Source organism: Microbacterium thalli (assembly GCF_028737325.1).
Classification (GTDB): domain Bacteria; phylum Actinomycetota; class Actinomycetes; order Actinomycetales; family Microbacteriaceae; genus Microbacterium; species Microbacterium thalli.
On record NZ_JAQZCH010000002.1, the window covers coordinates 941,291 to 967,101 of the forward strand.

The following is a 25,811-nucleotide window of genomic DNA, read 5'->3' on the forward strand; positions in this document are numbered from 1 at the left end:
TCACGGCGTGCCGGTCAGTGCGGATTCCCGGGAACGCGCCGTGAATATCGCATAACTGTTTCATCACGGCGCGCCGCCCTCTTCGACACGGCGGCGGATACGACGGATGCCCGCCCCCAGTCGGGGACGGGCATCCGGCCGTTCGGGCGTCTCAAGCCTCGGCGGGAGCCTCCGTGGCCTCGCCAGCCGGGGCTGCGGCCTCTTCGACGACCGGCTCGAGCGACAGCTTGCCGCGGTCGTCGATCTTCGTGATGCGCACGAGGATCTTCTGGCCGACACCCAGGACGTCCTCGACGTTCTCGACGCGCTTGCCGCCGGCGAGCTTGCGGACCTCGCTGACGTGCAGCAGGCCGTCCTTGCCGGGCAGCAGCGAGACGAACGCGCCGAAGGTCGCGATCTTGACGACGGTTCCGAGGAACTGCTCGCCCACCTCGGGGTTGGTCGGGTTGGCGATCGCGTTCACCTGCGCGCGAGCCGCCTCGGCCGAGGGTCCGTCGACCGCACCGATGTACACGGTGCCGTCGTCCTCGATCGAGATCTGCGCGCCGGTCTCGTCCTGGATCGAGTTGATCGTCTTGCCCTTGGGGCCGATCAGCTCGCCGATCTTGTCGACCGGGATCTGGACGCTGATGACGCGCGGCGCGGTCGGCGCCATCTCGTCGGGGCTGTCGATCGCGGCGTTCAGAACACCGAGGATCGTCAGACGCGCCTCCTTGGCCTGGGTCAGCGCAGCCGTGAGCACCGACGACGGGATGCCGTCGAGCTTCGTGTCGAGCTGGATCGCCGTGACGAACTCGCTCGTTCCGGCGACCTTGAAGTCCATGTCACCGAGCGCGTCCTCGGCACCGAGGATGTCGGTCAGAGCCGCGTAACGCGTCTCGCCGTCCACCTGATCGGTGACCAGGCCCATCGCGATGCCGGCGACGGGTGCGCGCAGCGGCACACCGGCGTTCAGCAGCGACAGGGTCGAGGCGCAGACCGAACCCATCGAGGTCGAGCCGTTGGACCCGAGGGCCTCGGAGACCTGACGGATCGCGTACGGGAACTCCTCGCGGCTGGGCAGCACCGGCACGAGCGCGCGCTCGGCCAGGAAGCCGTGCCCGATCTCGCGACGCTTCGGGCTGCCGACACGACCGGTCTCACCGGTCGAGTAGGGCGGGAAGTTGTAGTGGTGCATGTAGCGCTTGCTCGTCGTGGGCGACAGCGAGTCGATCTGCTGCTCCATCTTGAGCATGTTCAGCGTGGTGACGCCCATGATCTGGGTCTCACCGCGCTGGAAGATCGCCGAGCCGTGGACGCGCGGGATGACCTGCACCTCGGCGTCGAGCGGACGGATGTCGGCCAGACCGCGACCGTCGATGCGCACGCCCTCGCTGAGGATGCGGCCGCGCACGATCTTCTTCGTCACCGACTTGTACGCCGCGGAGAACTCGGCCAGCGCCGAGGCGGGCAGCTGCTCGGCCTCGACCGCAGCGGCGACCTCGCCCTTCACGCGCTCCTTGATGGCGTCGTCGGCGTTCTGGCGCTCCTGCTTGTCGGCGATCTGGTAGACCCCGGACAGCTCACCGTAGGCGCGCTCGGCGACGAAGTCGTAGACCTCGGGAGCGTACGGCGGGAAGACGGGGTAGACGCCCGGCTCACGCGACGCGGACGCGGCCATCGAGGCCTGCGCCTCGACGAGCTGCTTGATGAAGGGCTTCGACGCCTCGAGGCCCTGCGCGACGATCTCTTCGCTCGGCTTGACGGCGCCGCCCTTGATGAGGTCCCAGCTGCCTTCGGTCGCCTCGGCCTCGACCATCATGATGGCCACTTCACCGTCGGGCAGCACACGGCCGGCGACGGTGAGGTCGAAGACGGACTCCTCGACGGTCTTCTGGTTCGGGAAGACGACCCACTGGTCCTCGTGCTGGCCATGACCCGGGACGAGCGCGAGGCGCACGCCGGCGATGGGGCCGGAGAACGGCAGGCCCGAGATCTGGGTCGACGCCGATGCGGCGTTGATCGCGAGAGCGTCGTAGTACTCGCCGGGAGCGATCGAGAGGACCGTGATGACGATCTGGACCTCGTTGCGCAGACCGTCGACGAACGACGGGCGCAGCGGGCGGTCGATGAGACGGCAGACGAGGATCGCCTCGGTCGAGGGCCGTCCCTCGCGGCGGAAGAACGAACCGGGGATCTTGCCGGCGGCGTACGAGCGCTCCTCGACGTCGACGGTCAGCGGGAAGAAGTCGAAGCCTTCGCGCGGGTGCTTGCCGGCGCTGGTGGCCGAGAGGAGCATCGTCTCCTCGTCGAGGTAGGCGGCAACGGCGCCCTGCGCCTGCTGTGCCAGACGTCCGGTCTCGAACCGGACGGTGCGGGTGCCGAAGCGGCCGTTGTCGAGGACGGCTTCGGCTGCGGTGATTTCTGGACCTTCCAAGAGGTCTCTCCTTCTTTGTTTAGACTCGCACGCGCGTTTCGCGCACGAGATCGTGCAAAGGAGCGGGGCAGATATGGGCGCGCGGTCAGAGCCGCGAGAACCGCCTGCGCTGGTCACCAGTCGAAGATCACCATCTCCGCGGTCGAGACCCGACCGGGATGGGAACCCACCACAGGGGACCAGCTTCCTGCCGGATCCGCTCCATGAGCTCAGTGTGTAATTGAGCGGATGCCGGACGGCAACCTGCACCAGCCTATCAGTGACGGCCTCGCGCGCGAGTCCGCGCCCACCACCGAGAGGCTGTTTTCTCCGGTCTGGTCGGCCCGTCGTCGGCACCGGACATGTCGGACCGGTTATGGAAAGCGCAGTAGCCTCGTCTGGTGAACTCCGACGCAACCGAGCCGAAGAGCGACGAGCCCGTCGACAGCGAGCACGACGCGGTCGAGACGGTTCCGGGCATCGGCCTGACCTACGTCATCGGCCGCTGGGTGCTGGCTCCGCTGGCGCGCATGCTCTACCGCCCGCGCATCGAAGGACGCGAGAACTTCCCGCGCAAGGGCGCCGTCATTCTGGCCAGCAACCACCTGTCGTTCATCGACTCGTTCGTCATCCCGATGGCCTCGCCCCGCCCCGTCCGGTTCCTGGCCAAGTCGAGCTACTTCGACGGCACGGGTTTCCGCGGCTGGCTCTCGCGCGAGTTCTTCTTCGCCGCGGGCGCCTTCCCCGTGCGTCGCGGCGCCGGCCAGGCCGCCCTCGACGCCCTCGACCAGCAGAAGAAGATGCTGGATGCCGGCTGGTCGACGGCGCTGTACCCGGAGGGGACGCGCTCGCTCGACGGTCGTCTCTACAAGGGACGCACCGGCGTGGCCTTCCTGGCCCTGCAGACCGGCGCGCCCGTCATCCCGGTCGGCCTCATCGGCACGAGCGAGATCATGCCCGTCGGCGCGAAGTTCCCCCGGCTGCGGCCCCGCGTGACGGTCCGCTTCGGCGCGCCCCTGGACCTCAGCCACCACGGTTCCGCTGACTCGGGGCGAGCCCGCCGCGGCGCGACCGACGAGATCATGGCGGCGATCCACGCCCTGTCGGGCCAGGAGCTGGCGGGCACCTACAACGAGGCTCCGCCGCAGAACGCCGTCGAACGCATCAAGCAGGCACTCCCCCACGAGCGCCGCTGAACGCGGCGCGTCGACATCACTCCGAGCCGGCGACGACGATCGTGGGCTCGTGCCGGACCGGGAAGTTCACCGAGTTCGCGATGAAGCACCATTCGTGCGCCTGCGCGTGCGCGCGCTGCGCGGCATCCACCATCGATGCGTCGGCGACGACGACGCGGGGACGCAGCACGACCTCGACGAAGGCACCGCCGCCGCGACCGTCCTCGCGCATCACACCCGTCGCGTCGTCGCTGTAGCCGACGACCACGACGCCGGCCGACACGCACGCGTGTAGGTAGGAGAGGAGGTGGCACTCGGCGAGCGCCGACACCAGCAGGTCTTCGGGGTTCCACCGCGCGGGGTCGCCCCGGAACGGCTTGTCGCTCGAGGCGGCGAGATCGGGCTTGCCCGCGATGCTGAGGGTGACGGACCGGTCGTAGTCGCGGTATCCGCTCGTGCCGGCGCCGCGGCTTCCGGTCCATTCGGCACGGACGGCGTACCGGTGCTCACCCCACATGCGCACAGTCTGACACGCGGCGATCGCCGCCCGCCGACGGTAGGCTGGCGGGGTGCCGCAGACCCTCCCCGTTTCCGCCGCTGTCGAACTCGCGGTCGTGGAGCGCAGCGGTTTCATCGAGTCGCGTCACGCCGGGGCCGCCGTCGTACTCGGCCCCGACGGTGCGCTGCTGCGCACGCTCGGCGATGTCGATGCGCCGATCCTGCCGCGCTCGACGCTGAAGCCGCTGCAAGCGCTCGCCAGCCTGACCGCCGGCGCCGTGCTCGAGGGCGAGAGCCTGGGTCTTGCGACGGCCAGCCACTCCGGCACAGACCGTCACGTGGCCGTCGTGCGCGACATCCTCAACTCCGTCGGACTCGGTGAGGACGACCTCGGCTGCCCGCCGGCGTGGCCCGGTGACACGGCGACGCGCGACGAGCTCGTTCGCGAGCTGGGCTCCCCCACCCGTATTCGCATGAACTGCTCCGGCAAGCACGCGGCCATGCTCGCGGCGTGCGTCGCAAGCGGTTGGGACACCGCCACCTACCTGTCTCCGGACCACCCGTTGCAGGTGCACACGCGCGACGTCATCGAGCGCCTCACCGGCGCGAAGGCCGCAGCCATGGCGATCGACGGATGCGGTGCACCGGTTTACGCGATGAGCCTGGTCGCGCTCGGACGCGCGATCCAGCGCATCGGCACGGCGAGCGAGCGCTCGCCCTTCGCGCTGCACCGCATGGCGGGAGCGCTCGTGCGCGCGGTGCGGGAGAACCCCTGGACGATCGACGGCCCCGGCCGCCCCGACACCGTCGCGATCGAGCGGCTGGGTGTGTTCACCAAGACCGGCGCCGAAGGCGTGATGGTGATGGTCGCACCCGATGGGACGACCGCCGCGTTGAAGGTGCTCGACGGCAACGGCCGCGCTGCGAGCGCGATCGCGCTGACCCTGCTCGTGCGGGCGGGCGCCCTCGAGGCCGCCCAGGTCGCACCGGTGATCGCGAAGCTTCCGCTGACGGTGTTCGGCGGCGGACAGGATGTCGGCATCATCCGGCCGACGGTGTAGCCGCTCCTCACGAGGGAGCGCGGAAAGGACTGCCATGCGCATCAGCGTTCCCAGCGAGGTCAAGAACAACGAGTACCGGGTCGCCCTCACGCCCGCCGGCGTGCACGACCTGGTCGCCGCCGGTCACGAGGTCTATGTCCAGCGCGGAGCGGGAGCGGGCTCCTCGCTGCCCGACACCGAGTACGTCGAGGCCGGGGCCGTGCTCCTCGACGACGCCGACGAGGTCTGGGCCCGTGCCGAGCTGCTGCTCAAGGTGAAGGAGCCCATCGCCAGCGAGTATCACCGCTTCCGCGACGACCTCGTGATCTTCACGTATCTGCACCTCGCCGCCGACCGCGCCCTGACCGAGCGACTCGTCGCCGACGGGGTGACCGCGATCGCCTACGAGACGGTGCAGGTCGCGGGCGGCGGGCTGCCACTGCTCGCGCCGATGAGCGAGGTCGCCGGGCGCCTGGCGCCCATGGTGGGGGCCTCGACGCTGCTGCGTTCCGCGGGCGGGCGCGGGCTGCTCATGTCGGGAGTGCCGGGCACGCGTCCCGCGACCGTCACCGTGATCGGCGGCGGCGTCGCCGGTGCGAACGCGGCGTACGTGGCCGCGGGCATGGGCGCCGATGTCACCGTTTTCGACACGAACATCCAGCGACTGCGCTTCCTCGACGACCACTTCCAGGGTCGCGTGAAAACCGCGGCGTCGAACCCGCTCGACCTCGACCGCGCAGTCGTCGGCTCGGACCTGGTCATCGGGTCGGTCCTGATACCGGGGGCGAAGGCCCCCAAGCTGGTCCGGAACGAGACGGTCGCACGCATGCGCCCGGGTTCGGTGCTGGTCGACATCGCGGTCGACCAGGGCGGCTGCTTCGAGGACACCCGGGCGACGACCCATGCCGATCCGACCTTCACCGTGCACGACACGGTCTTCTACTGCGTCGCGAACATGCCCGGCGCTGTGCCGAACACCTCGACCGCAGCCCTCACCAACGCGACCCTGCCGTACATTCGGCAGATCGCCCGGCGCGGCTGGCGCGATGCTCTGCGCGCCGACGCGGCTCTGGCGGCGGGCCTGAACACCACGGCCGGCCGCGTCGTCAACGACGGCGTCGCGACCGCTCACGGTATCGACCTGACCGACACCGCCGACGTCCTCGTCTGACGCCGTCACGTCTGCTGCGCACAGGGAAGGACGACGCGGCGCACCCGTTCGCTCCGGGTGTCGAACAGCCACGCCCGCGACCTTCCCGGTGCCGCATAGGGTGGCAGCTCTCGGCTGCCTGTGATCAAGCGGACATCGGGCCCGCACGCGGCGTCGACGACGAGCTGCCGACGCGCTCCGTCGGAGCCCGCGCCCCGCCAGCGTCCGACCCAGGCGTCCGGCGTCCCCCACACGACGCATCCGGCACGCAGCGGTGTGGCCGCGCCGAGCTCGACGACTTCCGCGCCGCGACGGCGCCAGGCCTCGAGGGCGGCGAAGGTGCGGTCGACGGCGGGTGCCACGAAGCCCGTCGCATGCCGGGGCCAGAATGTGACCGGCTGATCGGGCGATGCCGGCACGACCCCGTCCTCGGCGCTCGTGCGGGCGAACTGCACGAGGCTGCCGCCCCACCTTCCCCGACCGGGCGGGAGACGGACGTAGTGATGCTGCGCTTCGCCGCCGAGAGACACGTACTCGGCCCGCGACGCGGCGGCCAGCACGGCCCGGTCCGGGATGTGGTCGATGATGCGCCCGACCGCCGCGCTCACGCGCTGAGCAGAGCAGACCAGCCGGATGCCGCGCCCGCGGGCCTCGCGGGCGAGACGCTCGAGACGGGCGGCGACCTCGGCGGCGTGGTCCCCCGGCAGCCGGGAGAGAAGCAGGTCGAGGTCGTCGATGGCGACGACCGTGCCGGGGTCAGCGCCAGCCAGGGCGGTCACGGCATCCCACGCGCTCTCGGGGTCCGCCGGCACCCAGCAGCGTCGCTCGGGCGAGACTTGCGACGCGACAGCCCGCAGGATGGATGACCGTCCGGCACCGGAGCGCCCGACGACCACGAGACCCGGCGCATCATCGTCGAGCACAACGACGCGCTGGCGTTGCTCGGCCGGCTCGTCCGCGAGACCGAGCACGATCCGCCCCGGCTGTCCGATCTGCTCGAGCGGCACCGTACTCGGGAGCGGTGGGAGCCAGGGGCGACGCACCTCGGCGTACCCGGCGGCGCGCGTCACGGTCGCGATCTCGTCGATCGCCTCGCCGGGGCAGCGCGTCACGCGCAGCAGCCGGGGCTCGCTGTCTGCCGCGCCGCGGACGAGCGCGGTGCCCCGGTCGGACGGACCTCCGGGGATGGCCGCCGCATCGATGCAGCCGATCACGGCGCGCGACTCGCCGGGGTCGCTGACCCGCAGCGCGATGCGCAGCGGAGCGTTGGCGAGTACCGCCTCGCGGAAGCCCGCGGCACGCTGCGTCGCCAGCACGAGATGGATCCCGAGCGCACGGCCCCGGGCGGCGATGTCGGCGAAGACGGCATGCAGGGCGGGATGCGCGGTCGTGAGCGCCGCATACTCGTCGACGACGACCACCAGCCGCGGCATCGCCCCGTCGGTCTCGCTCACGTCGCGTGCACCGTGCTCCGCGAGCAGGCGCTCGCGATGCCGCACCTCGGCCGTCAGACTGTCGATGGCGCGCAGCGCGGCCGACTCGTCGAGGTCGGTGACGACGCCCGTCACGTGCGGCAGGCGCGTCAGCGGGTCGAAGGACCTGCCGCCCTTGAAGTCCACCAGCAGGAAGACCACGCGGTCGGGACCGAACCGGGCCGCGAGCGCCGCGACCCACGTCACCAGGAGTTCGCTCTTGCCCGACCCCGTGACGCCGACGACGATCGCGTGCGGCCCGTCGTCGACCAGATCGACCGTGGCAAGCCCCGTCACCCCCGATCCGAGCGCGACGCGCAGTCCGCCCGACGGAGCCGCGGCAAGGTCGCCGAAGTTGGCCGGCCCCGCCGGAGGGGCGGTCAGCGCCGCCTGCTGCTCGCGCATCAGCGCGTACACCGCGTCGGCGGCATCCCGCCCGAGGACCTCTGGACGAAGCGGCACGGCCGCGCCGTCGTACTCGAGCACGGCGTCGTCGGCAGCCTGAAGCCGGATGACGGCCGCGCAGCGCGGAGGCGGTGCTCCCGCGTCGATGCACACGATCGGAGCGTCCGCGTCGGCGGGGATCGCCGACGCGGCACCGGCCCACAGGCGGAGATCTCCGCGGCCGCCCGCGTGCGGCATCCGGGCCGCTTCGTCTTCGGGCGCACCATCGACCCGCATGCGGTCGGGAGGATGCGTGAGGCACACCTGCGCGATCAGGGCTCGCGCGACGGCGGCGGCCGCGACCCCGGGACCGACCACGGCGATCCCCGCTGTCAACGGCACACCGACGGGGGCGTCGTCGAGCCGTGCCGCCTCGCGGCGGAGGTCGCGCGCGGGCTCGGACTCGCCGTCGATGCGGATGGTCGAGGGCGCGATTCCCGAACCGACGACGACCACGCTGCCCCGCCCCGGCACCGGGCGCCAGATCTCGGCGGGGCGGGCGAGGTACCCCGCCACGTCCGGCGTGACTCGCCAGCGCGCGGCGCGCTCGATCGCGTGCCGCCGCGCCACATCGGCCCGAGCTGCCGCGAGCGCCGACGCGGTCTCTCGCCGCGCGGTGCGGCGGTGACGGCGCCGCACCCGCGCGGCGTCGAGCACGGCCGCGACGGCCGCGAGCGGTCCGATCGCGGCGAACCACAGCGCGGTCGGTGAACCGGTCACCTGCCAGAGGACGGCGGCTCCCACGGCGGGCACGAGCGCGGCCCAGAGCGGGAACCCGGGGCGCGCAGGCTCGGGCGCGGGCGCGGGCAGGCGGATGGGGTCATCGAGCTCAGCCGTCGTTTGCACGGCATCCACTCAACCGCCGATACCACCGCGGACCTGCGCCCTGCGGCGCAGCCGTGGACGAACGCCGTCAGTCCGCGATTGGGGAGGACTCGCCGGATGCCGCGGCCGCGGCCTCACCCTCGGAGGACGCGCCCGCGGACGCGGCGAAGTGCGCGTCGAGCACGATGACCGTGACGTTGTCGCGTCCGCCGTTCTCGAGCGCCGCGTGCATCATCGCGGTCACCGCGGCGGCGGGGTCGGCGTTCTCGAGCAGGAAGTGCAGGATGCCGTAGTCGGTGAGCTCCTTGGTGAGCCCGTCACTGCAGATGACGAAACGATCACCGTCGACGACATCGAGGCGCACGTAGTCGGGCGTGACGCCGTCGCTCGGGCCGACCGCGCGCGTGATGACGTTGCCGTAGGGATGCTGCTCGGCTTCTTCCGGGCTCAGGCGTCCAGCCGCGACGAGCTCCTGCACGACGGAGTGATCCGTCGTGACCTGCGCGATCGCCTCGTCGCGAAGCAGGTACACGCGGGAGTCACCGATGTTCAGGGTGATCCACTGCGGCTCACCGTCGACGATGTCGAGGTACACGCCCGTGACCGTCGTACCGGTGCCGTCATCGGTCGTCTCGGGGTGGTCGGCGATATCGCCCACCGCGCGTTCGAGCGCCTCTTCGATGTCCTCGGGCGTCACGACGCCGCGCTCGGCGACGGCCCGCAGCCGGTCGACGGCACTCGCACTGGCGATCTCGCCACCGATGTGGCCGCCCATGCCGTCGGCCACGATGAAGAGCGGATACTCCGCGAGGACGGCATCCTGGTTGCTGTCTCGACGGCGTCCGGTGTCGGTCGCAGCCGCCCAACGGAGCTCGATCGCACCGGACGGGGCGTCCACGATCCGGGATTGGGTCGTGGGTTCGGGCACGCTGTCACTCTTCCTTCGTCGACGGGTCGGCGTGTCACACTCTAGTAGACGCGCCCGATACGCGGGGTTCGTCAGCCCGCAGCGGGGTCGACCGGCAGCGGGAAGAAGCCGTCGATAGCGTCGAGCTCGGCCGGCGTGGGACGCCACACGGATGCCGCCGCCGCATTCGTCCGCACCTGCTCCGGTGAGGTCGCACCCGCGATGACACTGCTCAGCGCCGGCTGGGCCAGCAGCCAGGCCATCGTCGCCTCGAGCATCGTGATCGAACGCTCGTCGCAGAAGGCGCGGTAGGCGTCGAGCGCGTCCCAGGGCGCCTTCTCCCAGAGGTGGCGCCGCTCGCGGGCGACACGCGAGTCCGCCGGCACGTGATCGCGCGTGAACTTGCCCGTGAGCAGGCCGTTGTGCAGCGGGAAGTAGGGCAGGAAGCCGCGGTCGTACCGCCGGACCGCGGGGAGCACCTCGCGCTCCGCGGCGCGGGCCAGGAGGCTGTAGTGGTTCTGAGCCGACACGAACGGCACGTCTCCGCGCGCTTGCGCGACGGCCTCCGCCTCGGCGATCTGCCAGCCGGAGAGGTTCGAGTGCCCGATGTAGCGCACCTTGCCCTCGCGCACGAGCTCGGTGAGCGCGTCGAGGGTCTCTTCGATGGGCGTCCCGGGGTCGGGCGTATGCAGCTGATAGAGGTCGATCCAGTCGGTCTGCAGCCGTTCGAGCGAGGCTTCGACGGCGCGGCGGATGTACGCTCGGGATCCCTTCGCCCCGGGAAGACCGAGGTCCACCGCGCTGTGTCCGAACTTCGTCGCGAGCACGACCCGGTCACGGCGACCCCGCAGCGCCTCGCCCATGAGCGTCTCGGAGAGGCCGGGTTCGCCGCCGTAGATATCGGCGGTGTCGAAGAACGTCACGCCGGCGTCGAGCGCGGCGTCGATGACGGCGACCGTTCCGTCGATGCTCTCGGTCGCGGTGCCCCGACGCCCGAAGTTGTTGCATCCCAGCCCGACGGCCGAGACGAGGAGTCCGGAGGAACCGAGTCTGCGCGTGGGCACTGCTTCGACCATCCCCCCACGCTAACCCGGAAACGACGACGGAGCCCCCGCCACGAGGGCGAGGGCTCCGGATCGGTCAGGGACGCGGTGCGCCCGGTGCCGGCGGTTCGGTCGACGGCGGCGGGGTCTGCGTCGTCGGCGGCGGGTAGGCGCCTGCAGGCGAGGACGGGGTGCCGCCGGCCGGCGGGACATAGCCCGCACCCGGTGCCCCGTAGCCGGCTGCGGGTGCTGCGCCCCCGTCGGGCTGGACGGGGACGCCGCGCCAGACGGTGGTGTCGCGCAGGAAGGAGGTGCGCCACGGCGAAGGCTGCACGTTCGGGTTCCAGGGCGCGTTCGAGAACGCCACGATGCCGAGCCAGATCAGTCCGCCGATGCCGGGGATGATGTACAGCAGCACGAGCGGCCAGTCTTTGCCGAGCTTCAGGCCGACGCGCCAGCTCGCCAGCGCGAGGGCGACGATCGCCACGTAGCCGAGGATCGGACCGATCACCGGGATGTTGCTGAGCACCGCGGTCACGAGGAACGCACCGAGCATGACCCACGGCGACAGGTCGCCGAGCTTGGCGAACACCAGCTCGCGGTACACCGGCACCCAGGCGCGCCACTTACCCTGCACACCGGCCTTCTCGAAGATCTTCATGTAGAAGAACGAGCTGATCAGGTACCCCGCAAGGGCGAGGATCAGGATGATCGGCAGGATCAGGAAGAAGAAGGCGAGGAACGCGCCGACGCCCGCACCACCGCCGTCGTAGGTATCCGGCATGAACGACCTCCTCAGTCGTGACCTGATCCGGCGCGCTCGCGCCGACGGTCGCCGCTCATGCTAGCGAAGACCGCCCTGCCGCGTGCGGCATTCTGCAGCGGCATCCGGCAGCGGTGTGCCCGGCCCGGTCACACGACGATCTGCAGCTCCCCCGCGACCGCGCCGTCGCGCGCGTCCCAACCCGCGTCGGCCGCCCAGGCGAAGAAGTCCGCACGCGAGGTCATCTCGGCGACGGAGCGCGCCATCGCCCGGACGAGTTGCCCCTTGGCGTGCTTGTTGAAGTGATTGAGCGCCCGCACCGTGCCGTCGACTCCCGCCGTGACGACCCGCACGAACGCCGAGGGGATGGATGCCGGCACCGGCGCGAGCGCCACGTACGCCTCCGAACGCAGGTCGAGCACGAACGGGGCGTCGGTCGCCGCGAGAGCCGCCGTCGACGGCGCTGCCCAATGCCGCCGCAGGGGCGGGATGCCGGGCAGAGCGGTGCCGGCTGCCAGCCGGTAAGCGGGAACGGCGTCGAGCGCACCGACCGGGCCGAACGGGGCCGACTGGATCAGGACGTGTTCGCCGGTCCAGCCGCGTGCGGCCGGCTCGAGTGTCGCCGCGTCGAGGGCGTCGTAGAGAACGCCGGTGTAGCGATCGATCGCGGGCATCGTCGGCGCCGTCGACAACGCCGCGTTGACGGCGACTTCACCGGCCTGCCTGACGCTCAGCTTGAGCACCCGCGTGGCAGCCTCGGGATCGGCCGACAGCGCGACCAGAGCCGCGACCGCCGCGCGGCGCTCGTCAGTCAGCTGCGGCAGCGCGAGCGTGCCGAGGTCGAGCGGCGCGCCGGTGCCGCCGGCGCGCTTCGTCTCGGAGGGCGGCAGCAGCACCAGCATCCGGATCGTCCCCTTCATGCGAGAGACCACACCCGGTCCGGGATGCCGCGACGTGCGCGGCCCCGGACGGGGTGTGGTCTCTGGATCGTTCTGTGTCAGGCCAGGGCGGCGTTTCCGGCGACGATGGTGAGCTCATCGCCCTCCATCGACAGGAAGCCGTCCTGCGCATTGGCGACGATCTTCTCGCCGCCCGGCCGGGTGATGCGGACCTGTCCCTCGGCGAGGATCGCCAGGACCGGCTCGTGACCAGCCATGAAGCCGATCTCGCCCTCGACGGTCTTGGCCACGACGAGGGTCGCCTCGCCGGACCAGACCTCCGCCTCGGCGGAGACGAGCGTGACCGTCAGAGCCATGTCAGCTGTTCTCCTTCTGGATCTTGGCCCACTTCTCTTCGACGTCGGAGATGCCACCGACGTTGAAGAACGCCTGCTCGGCGACGTGGTCGAAGTCACCCTTGACGATCGCGTCGAACGACTCGATCGTCTCCTTGATCGGGACCGTGGAGCCCTCGACGCCGGTGAACTTCTTGGCCATGTAGGTGTTCTGCGAGAGGAACTGCTGGATGCGACGTGCACGCGACACGACGATCTTGTCCTCTTCGGAGAGCTCGTCGACACCGAGGATCGCGATGATCTCCTGCAGTTCCTTGTTCTTCTGCAGGATCTGCTTCACGGCGGTGGCCACGCGGTAGTGGTCCTCACCGATGTAGCGCGGGTCGAGGATGCGGCTGGTCGAGCTCAGCGGGTCGACGGCCGGGTACAGACCCTTCGACGCGATCTCGCGCGAGAGCTCCGTGGTGGCATCGAGGTGCGCGAACGTGGTCGCCGGCGCCGGGTCGGTGTAGTCGTCGGCGGGGACGTAGATCGCCTGCAGCGAGGTGATCGAGTGGCCACGGGTCGAGGTGATGCGCTCCTGGAGCACACCCATCTCGTCGGCGAGGTTCGGCTGGTAACCCACCGCGGAGGGCATGCGGCCGAGCAGCGTCGACACCTCGGAACCCGCCTGCGTGAAGCGGAAGATGTTGTCGATGAACAGCAGCACGTCCTGCTTCTGCACGTCGCGGAAGTACTCCGCCATCGTCAGGGCCGACAGGGCGACGCGCAGACGCGTCCCCGGCGGCTCATCCATCTGGCCGAAGACGAGGGCGGTCTTGTCGAAGACGCCCGCCTCTTCCATCTCGCCGATGAGGTCGTTGCCCTCACGCGTGCGCTCACCGACACCGGCGAACACCGACACACCACCGTGGTCCTGCGCCACGCGCTGGATCATCTCCTGGATCAGGACGGTCTTACCGACACCGGCACCACCGAAGAGCCCGATCTTGCCGCCCAGGACATAGGGGGTCAGCAGGTCGATGACCTTGATACCGGTCTCGAACATCTGGGTCTTCGACTCGAGCTGGTCGAAGCTCGGCGCCTGGCGGTGGATGCCCCAGCGCTCGGTGACCTCGATGGTCTCGCCCTCGGCTGCGTTCAGCACGTCGCCGGTGACGTTGAAGACCTTGCCCTTGGTGACGTCGCCGACGGGGACCGTGATGGGGCCGCCGGTGTCGCGCACCTCCTGGCCGCGGACCATGCCGTCGGTCGGCTTCAGCGAGATGGCGCGGACGAGGTCGTCGCCGAGGTGCTGCGCGACCTCGAGGGTGATCTCGGTGGACTCGCCGTCGACCGTGATCGTGGTCTTGAGCGCGTTGTAGATGTCGGGGATCGAGTCGTGCGGGAACTCGATGTCGACGACGGGGCCGGTGACGCGCGCAACGCGGCCGACGACCGACGTGGCTTCGGCAGTGACGTTAGTCATGTCTGTCTCTTTCGGTTGGTCTTACTTGCCCGACGCCAGAGCGTCGGCGCCGCCGACGATCTCGGCGATCTGCTGAGTGATCTCGGCCTGGCGAGCGTTGTTGCGCAGGCGGGTGTAGTCGGTGATGAGCTTGTCGGCGTTGTCGCTGGCCGACTTCATCGCCTTCTGGGTCGCGGCGTGCTTCGCGGCCGACGACTGGAGCAGCGCGTTGAACACGCGACTCTGGACGTACACCGGCAGCAGAGCATCGAGCACCGTCTCGGCGTCGGGCTCGAACTCGTACAGCGGGTACACCGGCGCCTGGTCGGCTCCGGCGACGTCGGCCTCGACGACCTCGAGCGGCAGCAGACGGACCGACTCGGGAGTCTGCGTCATCATGCTGACGAAGCGGTTGAAGACGAGGTGGATCTCGTCCACGCCATCGTCCTCGCCACCCTGCGCGTAGGCGTCGAGAAGCGCGCCGGCGATCTGCTCGGCCGTGCTGAAGTGCGGCGTGTCGGTGTCACCCGTCCACTCCCCCGCAGCCCGCATACGACGGAACTGGAAGTACCCGACGGCCTTGCGGCCGACGAGGTAGTAGTCCACTTCCTTGCCCTGCGACCGCAGCAGCTCGGCCAGCTCGAGACCCTCACGGAGGATCTGCGAGTTGAACGCGCCGGCGAGGCCGCGATCGGAGGCGAAGATGACCACCGCGGAGCGGCGGATCGTCTCTCGCTCGGTCGTGAGCGGGTGCTCGATGTCGGAGTGGGTCGCGACCGCGGAGACGGCGCGCGTCACGGCCCGCGCGAAGGGAGAGGACGCGCGAACGCGTCCCATCGCCTTCTGGATGCGCGAAGCCGCGATGAGCTCCATCGCCTTCGTGATCTTCTTGGTCGTCTGAGCAGAGCTGATCTTCTGCTTGTAGACCCGGAGTTGTGCGCCCATAAGTGTGTCGTCCTCCGCGTCAGCCGCGGCGGCCCTTGACGATCTGCTCCTGGTTCACGTCGTCGGCGGCGGCTGCTGCGGTCTCCTCGTGGCCGGGCTTGTTGATGGCCTGACCCTTTCCGCCCCGGAACTCGAGCACGAAGGCGTCGACGACCTTCTCGAGCTCGGCGACGGTGTCATCGCCCAGCACGTTCGTCTCGCGCAGCGTGTCGAGGATCGAGGTGTTCCGCTTGAGGTAGTCGAGCAGATCGCGCTCGAACGTGAGCACGTCCTCGACCTCGATCGTGTCGAGCTTGCCGTTCGTACCGGCCCAGATCGAGACGACCTGCTCCTCGACCGGGTAGGGCGAGTACTGCGGCTGCTTGAGCAGCTCGGTCAGACGCGCACCACGGGCCAGCTGGCGACGCGACGCGGCATCGAGGTCCGACGCGAACATCGCGAACGCCTCGAGCGAGCGGTACTGGGCCAGCTCGAGCTTGAGCGTTCCCGACACCTTCTTGATGGACTTGACCTGAGCGTCACCACCGACGCGCGACACCGAGATGCCGACGTCGACCGCGGGACGCTGGTTCGCGTTGAACAGGTCGGACTGCAGGAAGATCTGGCCGTCCGTGATCGAGATGACGTTGGTCGGGATGTACGCCGAGACGTCGTTCGCCTTGGTCTCGATGATCGGCAGACCCGTCATCGAACCTGCGCCGAGCTCGTCCGACAGCTTCGCGCAACGCTCGAGCAGACGCGAGTGCAGGTAGAACACGTCGCCGGGGTACGCCTCGCGGCCCGGCGGGCGGCGCAGCAGCAGCGAAACGGCGCGGTAGGCCTCGGCCTGCTTCGACAGGTCGTCGAAGATGATCAGGACGTGCTTGCCCTCGTACATCCAGTGCTGACCGATGGCCGAGCCGGTGTACGGAGCGAGGTACTTGAAGCCCGCGGGGTCGGATGCCGGAGCGGCGACGATCGTCGTGTACTCCATCGCGCCGGCGTCCTCGAGCGCGCCCTTCACCGAGGCGATGGTCGAGCCCTTCTGACCGATCGCGACGTAGATGCAGCGGACCTGCTTGTTGACGTCGCCCGAGTCCCAGTTGGACTTCTGGTTGATGATCGTGTCGATCGCGATCGCCGTCTTGCCGGTCTGGCGGTCGCCGATGATCAGCTGGCGCTGGCCGCGCCCGACGGGGATCATGGCGTCGATGGCCTTGATACCGGTCTGCATCGGCTCGTGCACGCTCTTACGCTGCATGACGCCGGGCGCCTGCAGCTCGAGGGCACGACGGCCGGTCGTGGCGATCTCGCCGAGACCGTCGATCGGGTTGCCCAGCGGGTCGACGACGCGGCCGAGGTAGCCTTCGCCGACGCCGACCGACAGAACCTCACCGGTGCGGGTGACCTTCTGACCGGCCTGGATCCCGGCGAAGTCACCGAGGACGACCACACCGATCTCGTGCTCGTCGAGGTTCTGTGCGAGGCCCTCGACGCCGTTCTCGAAGCGGACGAGCTCGTTCGCCATGACGCCGGGCAGACCCTCGACGTGGGCGATGCCGTCGGCCGCGTCGACGACGGTGCCGACCTCGGTCGCGGCGGCCCCGGTGGGCTCGTACGCGGCGACGAAGTCTTTCAGCGCGTCACGGATGACATCCGGGCTGATGGACAGTTCTGCCATGGTGTTCCTTCGGTCCTGAGTCTGTGGGTCCGGATGCGTCCGGCCGGTACGCCCCTGCGGGCGGTGAGGTGGGTCAGCCCGCCAGGCGCTGGCGGAGATCGGAGAGACGGGAGGCGACGGTCGCATCGATCACGTCGTCGCCGATCTCGATGCGCAGCCCGCCGACGACCGCCGGGTCGACGATGAGGTTGAGCGAGACGGGCGTGCCGTAGCGGCTGGAGAGCGTCTCGGCGAGACGCGAGCGCTGCTGGTCGTTCAGCGTCGTCGCCGTGCGCACGCTCGCGACGACGCGGCCGCGCTGGCTCGAGACGATGCGGATCGCACGCTCGAGCAGCTGGCGCACGCGACGCTCGCGCGGACGCTGCACGATCGCCGATGCCACGAGACGTGCGCCGGCGCCCGCGCGCCCCTCGAGCAGACGGTCCACGAGCGCGCCCTTCGCGGACGCTTCGCCGAGGCGACTGCCGAGCGCGAGCTCGAGCTCGGGGTTGCCCGCGATGGCGTGCAGCACACCGAACAGCTCGTTCTCGATGTCGCCAGTGTCCGAGACGGCTGCGACGCGGATCGCGATCTCCTCGACCGCATCGACGAAGTCGTCGGCCGACGACCAGCGCTGCTCGGCGGCTACCTGCAGCAGCGCCACGGTCTGCGGCGCGAAGGTCGAGCCGAAGACCTGGGTGACGACCCGGTCGCGAGACTGCTGCGACGCGGCGTTGTCCGTCAGCGCGCCGCTCAGATGCGGCGAGTCCGCCAGAGCCCGCGCGGCGACGAACAGCTCGCCCGACACGTCGAGCGTGAGCCCGGGCGTCTGTGCGATGGCCGCCGTCGTCGCAGCGAGTGCCTGAGTGGTCGCGCTGCCCATCAGTTCGACGCCTTCTCGGAGGCCTCGAGCTCGCTGAGGAAGCGATCCACGACGGCCTTCGCCTTCTCGTCGTCCGACAGGGTCTCGCCGATGACGCCACCGGCGAGGTCGAGCGCGAGTGTGCCGACCTCTCCGCGCAGCGAGACGGCGGCAGCCTGACGCTCCGCTTCGATCTGCGTGTGCGCGGCGGCCGTGAGACGCTCGGCCTCGGTCACTGCGTTCTGCTTGGCCTCGCTGACGATCTTGCGTCCGTCCTCGCGGGCGGCATCGCGGATCTCGCCGGCCTCCTTGCGGGCCTCGGCCAGCTGGGCGCTGTACTCCTCGAGTGCCGCCTCGGCCTTGCGCTGAGCCTCGTCGGCCTTCGCGATGTTGCCCTCGATGGCCGCGCTGCGCGCGTCGAGCACCGTGTTGAGTCGCGGCATCGCGTAGCGGACCACGACGAAGATGATGACGACGAAGCAGACGGCCGACCAGATGATGTCGTAGACGGCCGGGAGGATCGGGACCTGGTTGGATCCCTCCTCCGCCGCAAGCGTGACAAGAGCGTTCAGCATCCTGTCTCCTTATCTGTGGGTCGCGTTCGGGATCAGAGCGCGTTGAAGATGAACGGCGTGACGATGCCGATCAGCGCGAGGATCTCGATGAAGGCGACACCGATGAACATGGTGCTCTGCAGGCGGCCGGCGAGCTCGGGCTGACGGGCGGTCGACTCGATGGTCTTGCCGATCATGATGCCGAGGCCGATGGCGGGGCCGATGGCCGCGAGGCCGTAACCCACGGTCGCGATGTTGCCGGTGACCTGGGCGAGAACCGTCGTTGCGTCCACTGGTTGTATTCCTTTCGTAGGGCGAGCAGCCGGTCAGCTGCTCGTCAGTGCTCTTCCGCGACCGCGAGCTGGATGTAGACCGCGGTGAGGATCGTGAAGACGTAAGCCTGGAGGATCGAGACGAAGATCTCGAAGAGGGTGAAGGCGAAGCCCATCGCGAGCGTGCCCGCGGCGAGCGGCGTGAAGGCGTTGAGCCCGAGCAGGAAGAACTGCGTCGCCGCGAAGAACAGCACGAGCATGAGATGCCCGACCATCATGTTCAGCAGAAGTCGCAGGAAGAGCGACACCGGCCGGGCGATGAAGGTCGAGATGAGCTCCACGAGCGCGATGATCGGCAGCAGGTACACCGGAACGCCGCTCGGAACGAGCGAGTTCTTCAGGAAGTGCCCCACGCCGTGGCGCTTGATGCCGGCGTAGATGAACATGACGTACGCCACGAGGGCGAACACCAGCGGCGCACCGGCCACGGAGGTTCCCGCGATGTTCATGCCGGGGATCACGCCCGTGAGGTTCATGAACAGGATCGTGAAGAACATCGCCGTCAGCAGCGGGAGGAACCGGCGACCGTCCTTCTCGCCGAGCACCTGGTACACGACCTGGTTGCGGACGAACCCGAAACCGAACTCGACGATGCTCTGGAAGCGTCCGGGGACGACCGAGAGTCGGCGCGTTCCCAACACGAGGAAGAGTACCAGCAGCACGGTGGCGATGACCTGAACCATGCTGATCCGCGTGAATTCGAAGGGCGTGCCTTCGAACAGCAGAGCAGGCGGGAAGAAGTCGGAGATGGACGGCGGGTGGAACTCATTGTCCGATGCCGCCGCTGCGACAATCGTCGTCGCTTGAGTCAACGTATTGGCTCCAGCTTCTCGGGCCAGCCTGGACTAGCTCGGTGAGGGTCAGAAGGGGAACAACTCCAGCGGGGCCTCAGTGTCGCCACTGCACACCGGCCGCAGAGTGTAGACCCACACTACCAAAGGTTCCGCCTCGACCTAATCGTCGATCGAGTCCGCGGTCGGCAGTTCGACGTCCGAGGCTCCCGGCAGCCGCATCCGGCTCAGCACGACGAGATCGACGACGAGGGATGCCACCGCGGCGACGATGACGGCGAGGGCGAAGATGCCGCGGTCGAGCCACTCCACCTGGAACAGCAGCAGCAGGGCGATGATCACCAGCACGAACTTCAGCAGCCAGGTTCCGAGGACGACGGCGAAGAAGATCTGCAGCCACTGCGGGTGGCCGTACCAGCGGTTGCCGAGCAGGATGCTGAGCGCCGTGAACGCCGGGAAGACGATGCCGACGAGCGCGCCGAGCACACCGCTCCACGCTCCGTCCGCTCCGGCGAGGAGGCCGCCGACGAGCGCGAACACGCCCGCCACGAGCAGGCCGACCAGCAGGCCCCACACGAGGGCGGCTCGCAGCACGGGGGTGCTCGAGATGCGGCGGCGAGCGGTCGGGTCGGGGGTGTTCGCGGTCACAGGGAGAGCTCTTTCTGGGGTGCGGCGGGGCGCGACGGTCGGGCGGGGATGAAGGTGACGACGAGGCACGCGGCGACGCCGAGGATGAGGAAGACGAGGCCGAAGAGGTAATCCCCCGGCCAGGCGGCTGTGGTGCCGATGTACATCAGCAGCACCGAGAAGCTGACGATCGTCGTCCACGAGTAGAACACCAGGACGGCGTCGCGGTCGCTGTGGCCCATGTCGAGCATGCGGTGGTGCAGGTGCTTGCGATCCGGGGAGAAGGGCGACTTGCCGCGCGACATCCGCCGGATGACCGCCATGCCGAAGTCCAGCAGTGGCAGCAGCACGACGACGACGGGCAGCAGGATCGGGATGAACGCACCGAGCAGCTGCGAGCGGCCGAACACGTCGTTGTCGCCCGTGGGCGGCACGAGGCTGCCGGTCACGAGGATCGCCGAGCACGCCATGAGCAGCCCGATCATGAGGGCTCCCGAGTCGCCCATGAACAACTTTGCGGGGTTCCAGTTCAGCGGCAGGAAGCCCGCGCACACGCCCAGCAGCACAACGGCCAGGAAGGAGGCGAGGTTGGCGTAGCTGCTCGCGCCGAAGTCGCGACCCAGCAGGTAGGTGTACGTGAAGAACACGCCGTTGGCGATCAGTGCGACACCGGCGACGAGCCCGTCGAGCCCGTCGATGAAGTTGACCGCGTTCATGACCACCACGATCGAGAACACCGAGATCGTGAAGCTCGCGGCGCTCGAGACGACGGTCTGCCCGCCGAGCGGGAGGGAGTACAGCTGCACCCCGCCGAACCCGACCACGATGCCGGCGGCCAGGAACTGGGCGCCCAGCTTGATGAGCCAATCGAGATCCCACAGGTCATCAGCGACGCCGACCACCACGATCAGGGCCGTGGCGCCCAGGATCGCCCAGATGGGCTCGGGCTTGGCCCAGAAGATCGAGAAGAACGGGATCTGCGAGGAAGTGAGGATGACTGCCGCCGCGCCGAGGAACATGCCCACGCCGCCCAGCCGGGGCGTCGGGGTCTTGTGCACGTCGCGCTCACGGATCGCGGGGTACAGCTTGTAGCGCAGGCTCAGCTTCCAGACCAGCCAGGTCAGGCCGAAGGTCAGGAGCGCCGTGACCACGAACGTGGCCAGGTACAGCCTCACGCGCCGCTGCCGCCGGCAGGCGCGTCGGGATCGCCCCCGGAGCCCTGCTCCATCGGCGTGCGGTTCGCCGCCTCGGCGTGCTCGGGCTCGGTGTCGGGCTCGAGCAGGTCGCCGAGGATGGCGCGCAGCGCTTCGCGGCTGACCGCGCCGTCGCGCAGGACCCGCACCGGACCGGGCTCGGCGCCCACGAGCGCCGTGGCATCGACGATCGTCGAGGCCACGCCGGTCGCCGCCGGTCCCCCGTCGAGGTACACCGCGACGCTGTCGCCCAGCATCCCGAGGGCGTCGTCGATGGAGACGGCCGCCGGCTTCTTCGTCAGGTTGGCGCTCGAGACGGCGAGCGGTCCGCATTCCTCGAGCAGCTCGAGGGCGATGCGGTCAGCGGGCATCCGCACCGCGACCGTGCCCCGTGTCTCGCCCAGATCCCAGGACAGCGACGGCTGGGCGGGCAGCACGATGGTCAGGCCGCCCGGCCAGAAGGCCTCGACCAGACGCTCGACGGGCTCGGGTACCTCCGCGACGAGCGCACGCATCGTCGCGATCCCCGCGACGAGGACCGGTGGCGGCGACTGCCGGCCCCGGCCTTTCGCCGCCAGCAGTTTCGCGACCGCTGAAGCGCTGAACGCGTCGGCGGCGACGCCGTAGACGGTGTCGGTGGGCATGACGATGAGGTCGCCGCGACCGATGGCCTGACGCGCCTGACGCATGCCGGGGAGAACCTGGGTCTCATCGCGGCAGTCGAATACGGGAGACATGACCGGTCCAGTCTACGGCGGACAGGCTGAGCGCTCAGGAGCGGACGGCGGTGGTCGTCCGGTCGCGCATCGTCAGATCGGGGTGCGTCGCCGTGGCCGACCACCCGTCCGCCGCGAGGATGTCGCGGATCGCGGCTCCCTGCAGCTCGCCGTGCTCGATCACGATGCTGCCGCCCGGGTGCACCAGACGCAGCCCTACGCGCGAAAGCGTCCGGACGACGTCGAGCCCATCCGGTCCCCCGTACAGCGCAGCCGGCGGATCCCAGTGCCGCACCTCGGGATCGCGCGGGATCGCGTCATCGGGCACGTACGGCGGGTTGGAAACGAGCACGGAGACGGTGCCGTCGAGCTCGGGGAATGCGCGCTCGAGATCGATGAAGGCCAGGCGGGCGTTGGGCGCCCCCACGAGGGCGAAGTTCTCCTTCGTCCACAGGAAGGCGTCCACGGAGTTCTCCGCCGCGTGCACGCGTGCGTGCGGCACCTCGGTGGCCAGGGCGAGGGCGATCGCCCCGGATCCGGTGCCGAGGTCGACCGCGACGGGCTCGGGACTCGCGGCGGCGCGGAGGAGGTCGATGGCGATCTGCGCCACCGTCTCGGTCTCGGGCCGCGGAACGAAGACGCCGGGCCCGACGCGCAGGTCGAGGTGCCGGAAGGGCGCGGAGCCGGTCAGATGCTGGAGCGGCTCCCGCGCGGCGCGGCGGGCGACGAGCTCGGCGAAGCGGGCCGCGGCGTCGGCGGGGAAGGCGGCGCCGCGGAACACGGCCGCCGAGAGCTCTCCCCGGCCGATACCCAGCACGTGCGCCGCGAGCAGCTCGGCGTCGACCTGCGGCGTCGGGACGGATGCCGCGGCGAGCTGCATCGCCGCGGCGCGCAGGGTCTCGTCGAGACGCGGCGCGGATGCGGGTGCGGGTGAGGTGCTCATGGCCGCGGACCAGCCTAGCCAGGCGTTCCGATTCGTCACATTCCGAGCCGGGCTCGGGCCGCGAGAATAGGCTGGGCGACGACTCCGCCGCGTCGCGGCATCCGTTCGAATCTCGAAAGGCAGACATGTCCGACCCGGTCACCCACGGCATCCATCCCGACATCACCACCGCGTACGGCAACACCCCTCTCGTGCGCCTGAACCGTGTGAGCGAAGGCCTGCCCGGCACCGTGCTGGCCAAGCTCGAGTTCTACAACCCCGCATCGTCGGTCAAGGACCGCCTCGGCATCGCCATCGTCGACGCCGCCGAGAAGGCCGGCGCGCTGCAGCCCGGCGGCACGATCGTCGAGGGCACGAGCGGCAACACCGGCATCGCCCTCGCGATGATCGGCGCCGCCCGCGGCTACCGCGTCATCCTCACGATGCCATCCTCGATGTCGACCGAGCGTCGACTGCTGCTGAAGGCCTACGGCGCAGAGCTCGTGCTGACCGACCCGTCGCTCGGCATGAAGGGCGCCGTGTCGGAGGCCGAGAAGATCGCCGCCGAGACGCCCGGCGCGGTCCTCGCGAAGCAGTTCGCCAACGAGGCCAACCCCGACGTGCACCGGCGCACCACGGCCGAGGAGATCCTGCGCGACACCGACGGCGAGATCGGCTACTTCGTCGCCGGCATCGGCACGGGCGGCACGATCACCGGTGTCGGCCAGGTGCTGAAGGAGCGCGTCGCCGATGTCCGCGTCGTGGCCGTCGAGCCGAAGGACTCGCCGCTGCTGACCGAGGGCAAGCCCGGCCCGCACAAGATCCAGGGCATCGGACCGAACTTCATCCCCCCGATCCTCGACCAGAGCGTCATCGACGAGGTGCAGGACGTGACCTTCGACGATGCCGTGCGCGTCGCCCGCGAGGTCGCGTCGAAAGAAGGCATCCTCGTCGGCATCTCGTCCGGTGCGGCGGTCTGGGCGGCGCTGCAGGTCGCTGCGCGTCCCGAGGCCGAGGGCAAGAACATCGTCGTGATCATCCCGTCGTTCGGTGAGCGCTACCTCTCGACGCCGCTGTTCGCCGACCTGCACGAGGACTGATGACCCGGCTCCGAGCACGCCTGCGCGAAGACCTGGCCGCCGCGAAGCTCCGCGACCCCGCGGCGCGCAGCGGCCTCGAGATCGCGCTGCTGTACCCGGGGCTGCACGCGGTGTGGTCTCACCGCATCATGCATCGACTGTGGCTCCGGCGCGCGCGCTTCCTCGCGCGCGCCGGGTCGCAGCTGACCCGCATGCTCACCGGCATCGAGATCCATCCCGGTGCGCGGATCGGCCGTCGCTTCTTCATCGATCACGGCATGGGGGTCGTCATCGGCGAGACCGCCGTCGTCGGCGATGACGTCATGCTCTATCACGGGGTGACGCTCGGCGGCCGTACGCGTCACGCCGGCAAGCGGCATCCCACGCTCGAGGACGGCGTCGCCGTCGGCGCGGGCGCGAAGATCCTGGGCCCGATCACGATCGGCGCGCACAGCGTGGTCGGAGCGAACGCGGTCGTGACGAAGGACGCTCCGGCCGACTCGATCCTCGTCGGCGTCCCCGCGCGCCCGCGTGCCCGCCACGCCGGCGAAGACACCCGCGCCGTGCTGACCGCCCCCGAGTACCACATCTGACGGCCCCCGCCCCGGGCGTCGAGTCACCGGAAAGCGCGGACACCGGGCCGCTCGCACCCGCGAATCGTAGCGAGCGGACCGGTAGGAGTCAGTCCTGGCCGAGAGCGGCGAGCTGGGCTTCCTCGTCCGCGGCGATGGCGGACGCGATGATGGGGCCGAGCGCGCCGTCCATGACCTGGTCGAGGTTGTACGCCTTGTAGCCGGTGCGGTGGTCGGCGATGCGGTTCTCAGGGAAGTTGTAGGTGCGGATCCGCTCGGAGCGGTCCATGCCCCGGATCTGCGAGCGACGGGCATCGGATGCCGCGGCATCCCGCTCCTCCTGCTGCTTGGCGAGCAGTCGCGCGCGCAGCACGCGCATGCCCGCCTCGCGGTTCTGCAGCTGGCTCTTCTCGTTCTGCATCGACACGACGATGCCCGTCGGGACGTGCGTGATGCGCACCGCCGAGTCGGTCGTGTTGACGGACTGCCCGCCGGGGCCGGACGAGCGGAAGACGTCGATCTTGAGGTCGTTGGGATCGATGTGGATCTCTTCGGGCTCATCGACCTCGGGGAAGACCAGCACGCCCGTCGTGGACGTGTGGATCCGTCCCTGCGACTCCGTCGCGGGCACGCGCTGCACCCGGTGCACGCCGCCCTCGTACTTGAGGTGCGCCCACACTCCCTGCGACGGGTCGGTGGACGACCCCTTGATCGCGACCTGGACATCCTTGTAGCCGCCGAGGTCTGACTCGTTGCGTTCGAGCAGCTCGGTCTTCCAGCCTTGCGACGCGGCGTACTGGAGGTACATGCGCAGCAGGTCGGCCGCGAAGAGCGCCGACTCCGCTCCCCCCTCGCCCTGCTTGATCTCCATGATCACATCGCGGGCGTCGTCGGGGTCGCGCGGGATCAGCAGCCTCCGCAGCCGCTCCTGCGTCGCGTGCAGCTGCTCTTCGAGCGCGGGCACCTCCGCGGCGAACGCGTCATCCTCGCGAGCGAGCTCCCGCGCCGCCTCGAGGTCGTCGGAGGCCGCGACCCACGCGTCGTGGGCCGCGACGATCCGCGACAGCTCGGCGTAGCGCCGGTTCACCCGTTTGGCACGCGCCGCGTCGGCGTGCACCGCGGGATCGGAGAGTTCCTCCTGCACCGCGCGGTGCTCGTCGATCAGCCCACGGACGGACTCGAACAC

Annotated in this window: 25 protein-coding genes; 5 read left to right on the forward strand and 20 right to left on the reverse strand. The window is 70.0% G+C overall.

What is annotated here, in order from left to right; genetic code table 11:
- Window positions 1-151: 151 nt before the first annotated feature.
- The gene (locus PUW82_RS12605) at window positions 152-2,416 is read right to left on the reverse strand and encodes a polyribonucleotide nucleotidyltransferase (RefSeq protein WP_274222619.1); all 2,265 of its coding nucleotides are present in this window, start codon (window positions 2,414-2,416) and stop codon (window positions 152-154) included.
- A 458-nt stretch (window positions 2,417-2,874) separates the two neighbouring features.
- Here PUW82_RS12605 and PUW82_RS12610 point away from each other — a divergent pair, with 458 nt between their 5' ends.
- Window positions 2,875-3,591, forward strand: a complete 717-nt coding sequence (locus PUW82_RS12610) for a lysophospholipid acyltransferase family protein (protein ID WP_274222965.1) — start codon at window positions 2,875-2,877, stop codon at window positions 3,589-3,591.
- A gap of 16 nt (window positions 3,592-3,607) precedes the next feature.
- Here the strand turns inward: PUW82_RS12610 and PUW82_RS12615 are convergent, their stop codons facing one another.
- Window positions 3,608-4,087 carry an OsmC family protein gene (locus tag PUW82_RS12615; RefSeq protein WP_274222620.1) on the reverse strand — a complete coding sequence of 160 codons (480 nt, stop codon included), beginning with the start codon at window positions 4,085-4,087 and terminating at the stop codon, window positions 3,608-3,610.
- A 52-nt stretch (window positions 4,088-4,139) separates the two neighbouring features.
- Between PUW82_RS12615 and PUW82_RS12620 the strand changes: the two genes are divergently transcribed.
- Window positions 4,140-5,129, forward strand: a complete 990-nt coding sequence (locus tag PUW82_RS12620) for an asparaginase (protein ID WP_274222621.1) — start codon at window positions 4,140-4,142, stop codon at window positions 5,127-5,129.
- A gap of 34 nt (window positions 5,130-5,163) precedes the next feature.
- Window positions 5,164-6,279, forward strand: a complete 1,116-nt coding sequence (ald, locus tag PUW82_RS12625; protein WP_274222622.1) for an alanine dehydrogenase — start codon at window positions 5,164-5,166, stop codon at window positions 6,277-6,279.
- A gap of 5 nt (window positions 6,280-6,284) precedes the next feature.
- Here ald and PUW82_RS12630 read toward each other — a convergent pair whose 3' ends face one another.
- From PUW82_RS12630 to prmC, 17 genes are all read right to left on the reverse strand, one after another.
- Complete coding sequence (locus PUW82_RS12630; protein WP_274222623.1) at window positions 6,285-9,020, reverse strand: FtsK/SpoIIIE domain-containing protein; 2,736 nt, start codon at window positions 9,018-9,020, stop codon at window positions 6,285-6,287.
- Window positions 9,021-9,087: 67 nt separating this feature from the next.
- Window positions 9,088-9,927 carry a PP2C family protein-serine/threonine phosphatase gene (locus PUW82_RS12635; RefSeq protein ID WP_274222624.1) on the reverse strand — a complete coding sequence of 280 codons (840 nt, stop codon included), beginning with the start codon at window positions 9,925-9,927 and terminating at the stop codon, window positions 9,088-9,090.
- A 71-nt stretch (window positions 9,928-9,998) separates the two neighbouring features.
- Complete coding sequence (locus PUW82_RS12640) at window positions 9,999-10,982, reverse strand: aldo/keto reductase (RefSeq protein ID WP_274222625.1); 984 nt, start codon at window positions 10,980-10,982, stop codon at window positions 9,999-10,001.
- Between the two features lie 64 nt (window positions 10,983-11,046).
- Complete coding sequence (locus PUW82_RS12645; RefSeq protein WP_274222626.1) at window positions 11,047-11,733, reverse strand: large exoprotein; 687 nt, start codon at window positions 11,731-11,733, stop codon at window positions 11,047-11,049.
- Window positions 11,734-11,861: 128 nt separating this feature from the next.
- Entirely contained in the window at window positions 11,862-12,614 is a 753-nt protein-coding gene (locus PUW82_RS12650) for a YaaA family protein (RefSeq protein WP_274222966.1), read from the reverse strand.
- A 95-nt stretch (window positions 12,615-12,709) separates the two neighbouring features.
- The gene (locus PUW82_RS12655) at window positions 12,710-12,967 is read right to left on the reverse strand and encodes a F0F1 ATP synthase subunit epsilon (protein WP_274222627.1); all 258 of its coding nucleotides are present in this window, start codon (window positions 12,965-12,967) and stop codon (window positions 12,710-12,712) included.
- Between the two features lies 1 nt (window position 12,968).
- Window positions 12,969-14,414 (reverse strand): F0F1 ATP synthase subunit beta, encoded by a 1,446-nt coding sequence (gene atpD / locus PUW82_RS12660; protein WP_274222628.1) that lies wholly within the window; start codon window positions 14,412-14,414, stop codon window positions 12,969-12,971.
- Between the two features lie 21 nt (window positions 14,415-14,435).
- Window positions 14,436-15,338 carry a F0F1 ATP synthase subunit gamma gene (locus PUW82_RS12665; protein ID WP_274222629.1) on the reverse strand — a complete coding sequence of 301 codons (903 nt, stop codon included), beginning with the start codon at window positions 15,336-15,338 and terminating at the stop codon, window positions 14,436-14,438.
- Window positions 15,339-15,357: 19 nt separating this feature from the next.
- Complete coding sequence (atpA, locus tag PUW82_RS12670) at window positions 15,358-16,998, reverse strand: F0F1 ATP synthase subunit alpha (RefSeq protein ID WP_274222630.1); 1,641 nt, start codon at window positions 16,996-16,998, stop codon at window positions 15,358-15,360.
- Window positions 16,999-17,071: 73 nt separating this feature from the next.
- Window positions 17,072-17,860, reverse strand: coding sequence for a F0F1 ATP synthase subunit delta (locus PUW82_RS12675; protein ID WP_274222631.1), 789 nt, complete (start codon window positions 17,858-17,860; stop codon window positions 17,072-17,074).
- Window positions 17,860-18,414 (reverse strand): F0F1 ATP synthase subunit B, encoded by a 555-nt coding sequence (locus tag PUW82_RS12680; RefSeq protein WP_274222632.1) that lies wholly within the window; start codon window positions 18,412-18,414, stop codon window positions 17,860-17,862. The genes PUW82_RS12675 and PUW82_RS12680 overlap by 1 nt, the downstream gene beginning before the upstream one ends.
- A gap of 32 nt (window positions 18,415-18,446) precedes the next feature.
- The gene (gene atpE / locus PUW82_RS12685; RefSeq protein ID WP_023955203.1) at window positions 18,447-18,686 is read right to left on the reverse strand and encodes an ATP synthase F0 subunit C; all 240 of its coding nucleotides are present in this window, start codon (window positions 18,684-18,686) and stop codon (window positions 18,447-18,449) included.
- A gap of 44 nt (window positions 18,687-18,730) precedes the next feature.
- Window positions 18,731-19,537 carry a F0F1 ATP synthase subunit A gene (gene atpB, locus PUW82_RS12690; protein ID WP_274222633.1) on the reverse strand — a complete coding sequence of 269 codons (807 nt, stop codon included), beginning with the start codon at window positions 19,535-19,537 and terminating at the stop codon, window positions 18,731-18,733.
- A 141-nt stretch (window positions 19,538-19,678) separates the two neighbouring features.
- Window positions 19,679-20,164, reverse strand: a complete 486-nt coding sequence (locus PUW82_RS12695) for a Cg1360 family ATP-synthase-associated protein (RefSeq protein WP_274222634.1) — start codon at window positions 20,162-20,164, stop codon at window positions 19,679-19,681.
- Window positions 20,161-21,318: an MraY family glycosyltransferase gene (locus PUW82_RS12700; RefSeq protein WP_274222635.1), complete on the reverse strand. Its 1,158-nt coding sequence runs from the start codon at window positions 21,316-21,318 to the stop codon at window positions 20,161-20,163. Before PUW82_RS12700 ends, PUW82_RS12695 begins: the two co-directional genes overlap by 4 nt.
- Window positions 21,315-22,073 (reverse strand): L-threonylcarbamoyladenylate synthase, encoded by a 759-nt coding sequence (locus PUW82_RS12705; RefSeq protein ID WP_274222636.1) that lies wholly within the window; start codon window positions 22,071-22,073, stop codon window positions 21,315-21,317. Before PUW82_RS12705 ends, PUW82_RS12700 begins: the two co-directional genes overlap by 4 nt.
- Window positions 22,074-22,107: 34 nt before the next feature.
- Window positions 22,108-22,995 (reverse strand): peptide chain release factor N(5)-glutamine methyltransferase, encoded by an 888-nt coding sequence (gene prmC / locus PUW82_RS12710; RefSeq protein ID WP_274222637.1) that lies wholly within the window; start codon window positions 22,993-22,995, stop codon window positions 22,108-22,110.
- Window positions 22,996-23,120: 125 nt separating this feature from the next.
- On the opposite strand from prmC, the gene cysK reads away from it, so the two are divergent.
- Window positions 23,121-24,074 carry a cysteine synthase A gene (cysK, locus tag PUW82_RS12715; RefSeq protein ID WP_274222638.1) on the forward strand — a complete coding sequence of 318 codons (954 nt, stop codon included), beginning with the start codon at window positions 23,121-23,123 and terminating at the stop codon, window positions 24,072-24,074.
- The gene (gene epsC, locus PUW82_RS12720; RefSeq protein ID WP_274222639.1) at window positions 24,074-24,646 is read left to right on the forward strand and encodes a serine O-acetyltransferase EpsC; all 573 of its coding nucleotides are present in this window, start codon (window positions 24,074-24,076) and stop codon (window positions 24,644-24,646) included. The genes cysK and epsC overlap by 1 nt, the downstream gene beginning before the upstream one ends.
- Before the next feature lie 88 nt (window positions 24,647-24,734).
- Here the strand turns inward: epsC and prfA are convergent, their stop codons facing one another.
- A complete protein-coding gene (prfA, locus tag PUW82_RS12725) occupies window positions 24,735-25,811 on the reverse strand; it encodes a peptide chain release factor 1 (RefSeq protein ID WP_274222640.1) in 1,077 nt (358 codons plus the stop codon).

Excerpts from the sequence above, each read along its gene's own strand:
- PUW82_RS12615 (WP_274222620.1), bottom strand. The coding sequence starts at position 4,087 with ATGTGGGGTGAGCACCGGTACGCCGTCCGTGCCGAATGGACCGGAAGC.
- ald (WP_274222622.1), top strand. The coding sequence starts at position 5,164 with ATGCGCATCAGCGTTCCCAGCGAGGTCAAGAACAACGAGTACCGGGTC.
- PUW82_RS12640 (WP_274222625.1), bottom strand. The coding sequence starts at position 10,982 with ATGGTCGAAGCAGTGCCCACGCGCAGACTCGGTTCCTCCGGACTCCTC.
- PUW82_RS12645 (WP_274222626.1), bottom strand. The coding sequence starts at position 11,733 with ATGCCGGATACCTACGACGGCGGTGGTGCGGGCGTCGGCGCGTTCCTC.
- PUW82_RS12650 (WP_274222966.1), bottom strand. The coding sequence starts at position 12,614 with ATGCTGGTGCTGCTGCCGCCCTCCGAGACGAAGCGCGCCGGCGGCACC.
- PUW82_RS12655 (WP_274222627.1), bottom strand. The coding sequence starts at position 12,967 with ATGGCTCTGACGGTCACGCTCGTCTCCGCCGAGGCGGAGGTCTGGTCC.
- atpD (WP_274222628.1), bottom strand. The coding sequence starts at position 14,414 with ATGACTAACGTCACTGCCGAAGCCACGTCGGTCGTCGGCCGCGTTGCG.
- PUW82_RS12665 (WP_274222629.1), bottom strand. The coding sequence starts at position 15,338 with ATGGGCGCACAACTCCGGGTCTACAAGCAGAAGATCAGCTCTGCTCAG.
- atpA (WP_274222630.1), bottom strand. The coding sequence starts at position 16,998 with ATGGCAGAACTGTCCATCAGCCCGGATGTCATCCGTGACGCGCTGAAA.
- PUW82_RS12675 (WP_274222631.1), bottom strand. The coding sequence starts at position 17,860 with ATGGGCAGCGCGACCACTCAGGCACTCGCTGCGACGACGGCGGCCATC.
- PUW82_RS12680 (WP_274222632.1), bottom strand. The coding sequence starts at position 18,414 with ATGCTGAACGCTCTTGTCACGCTTGCGGCGGAGGAGGGATCCAACCAG.
- PUW82_RS12705 (WP_274222636.1), bottom strand. The coding sequence starts at position 22,073 with ATGTCTCCCGTATTCGACTGCCGCGATGAGACCCAGGTTCTCCCCGGC.
- prmC (WP_274222637.1), bottom strand. The coding sequence starts at position 22,995 with ATGAGCACCTCACCCGCACCCGCATCCGCGCCGCGTCTCGACGAGACC.
- cysK (WP_274222638.1), top strand. The coding sequence starts at position 23,121 with ATGTCCGACCCGGTCACCCACGGCATCCATCCCGACATCACCACCGCG.
- epsC (WP_274222639.1), top strand. The coding sequence starts at position 24,074 with ATGACCCGGCTCCGAGCACGCCTGCGCGAAGACCTGGCCGCCGCGAAG.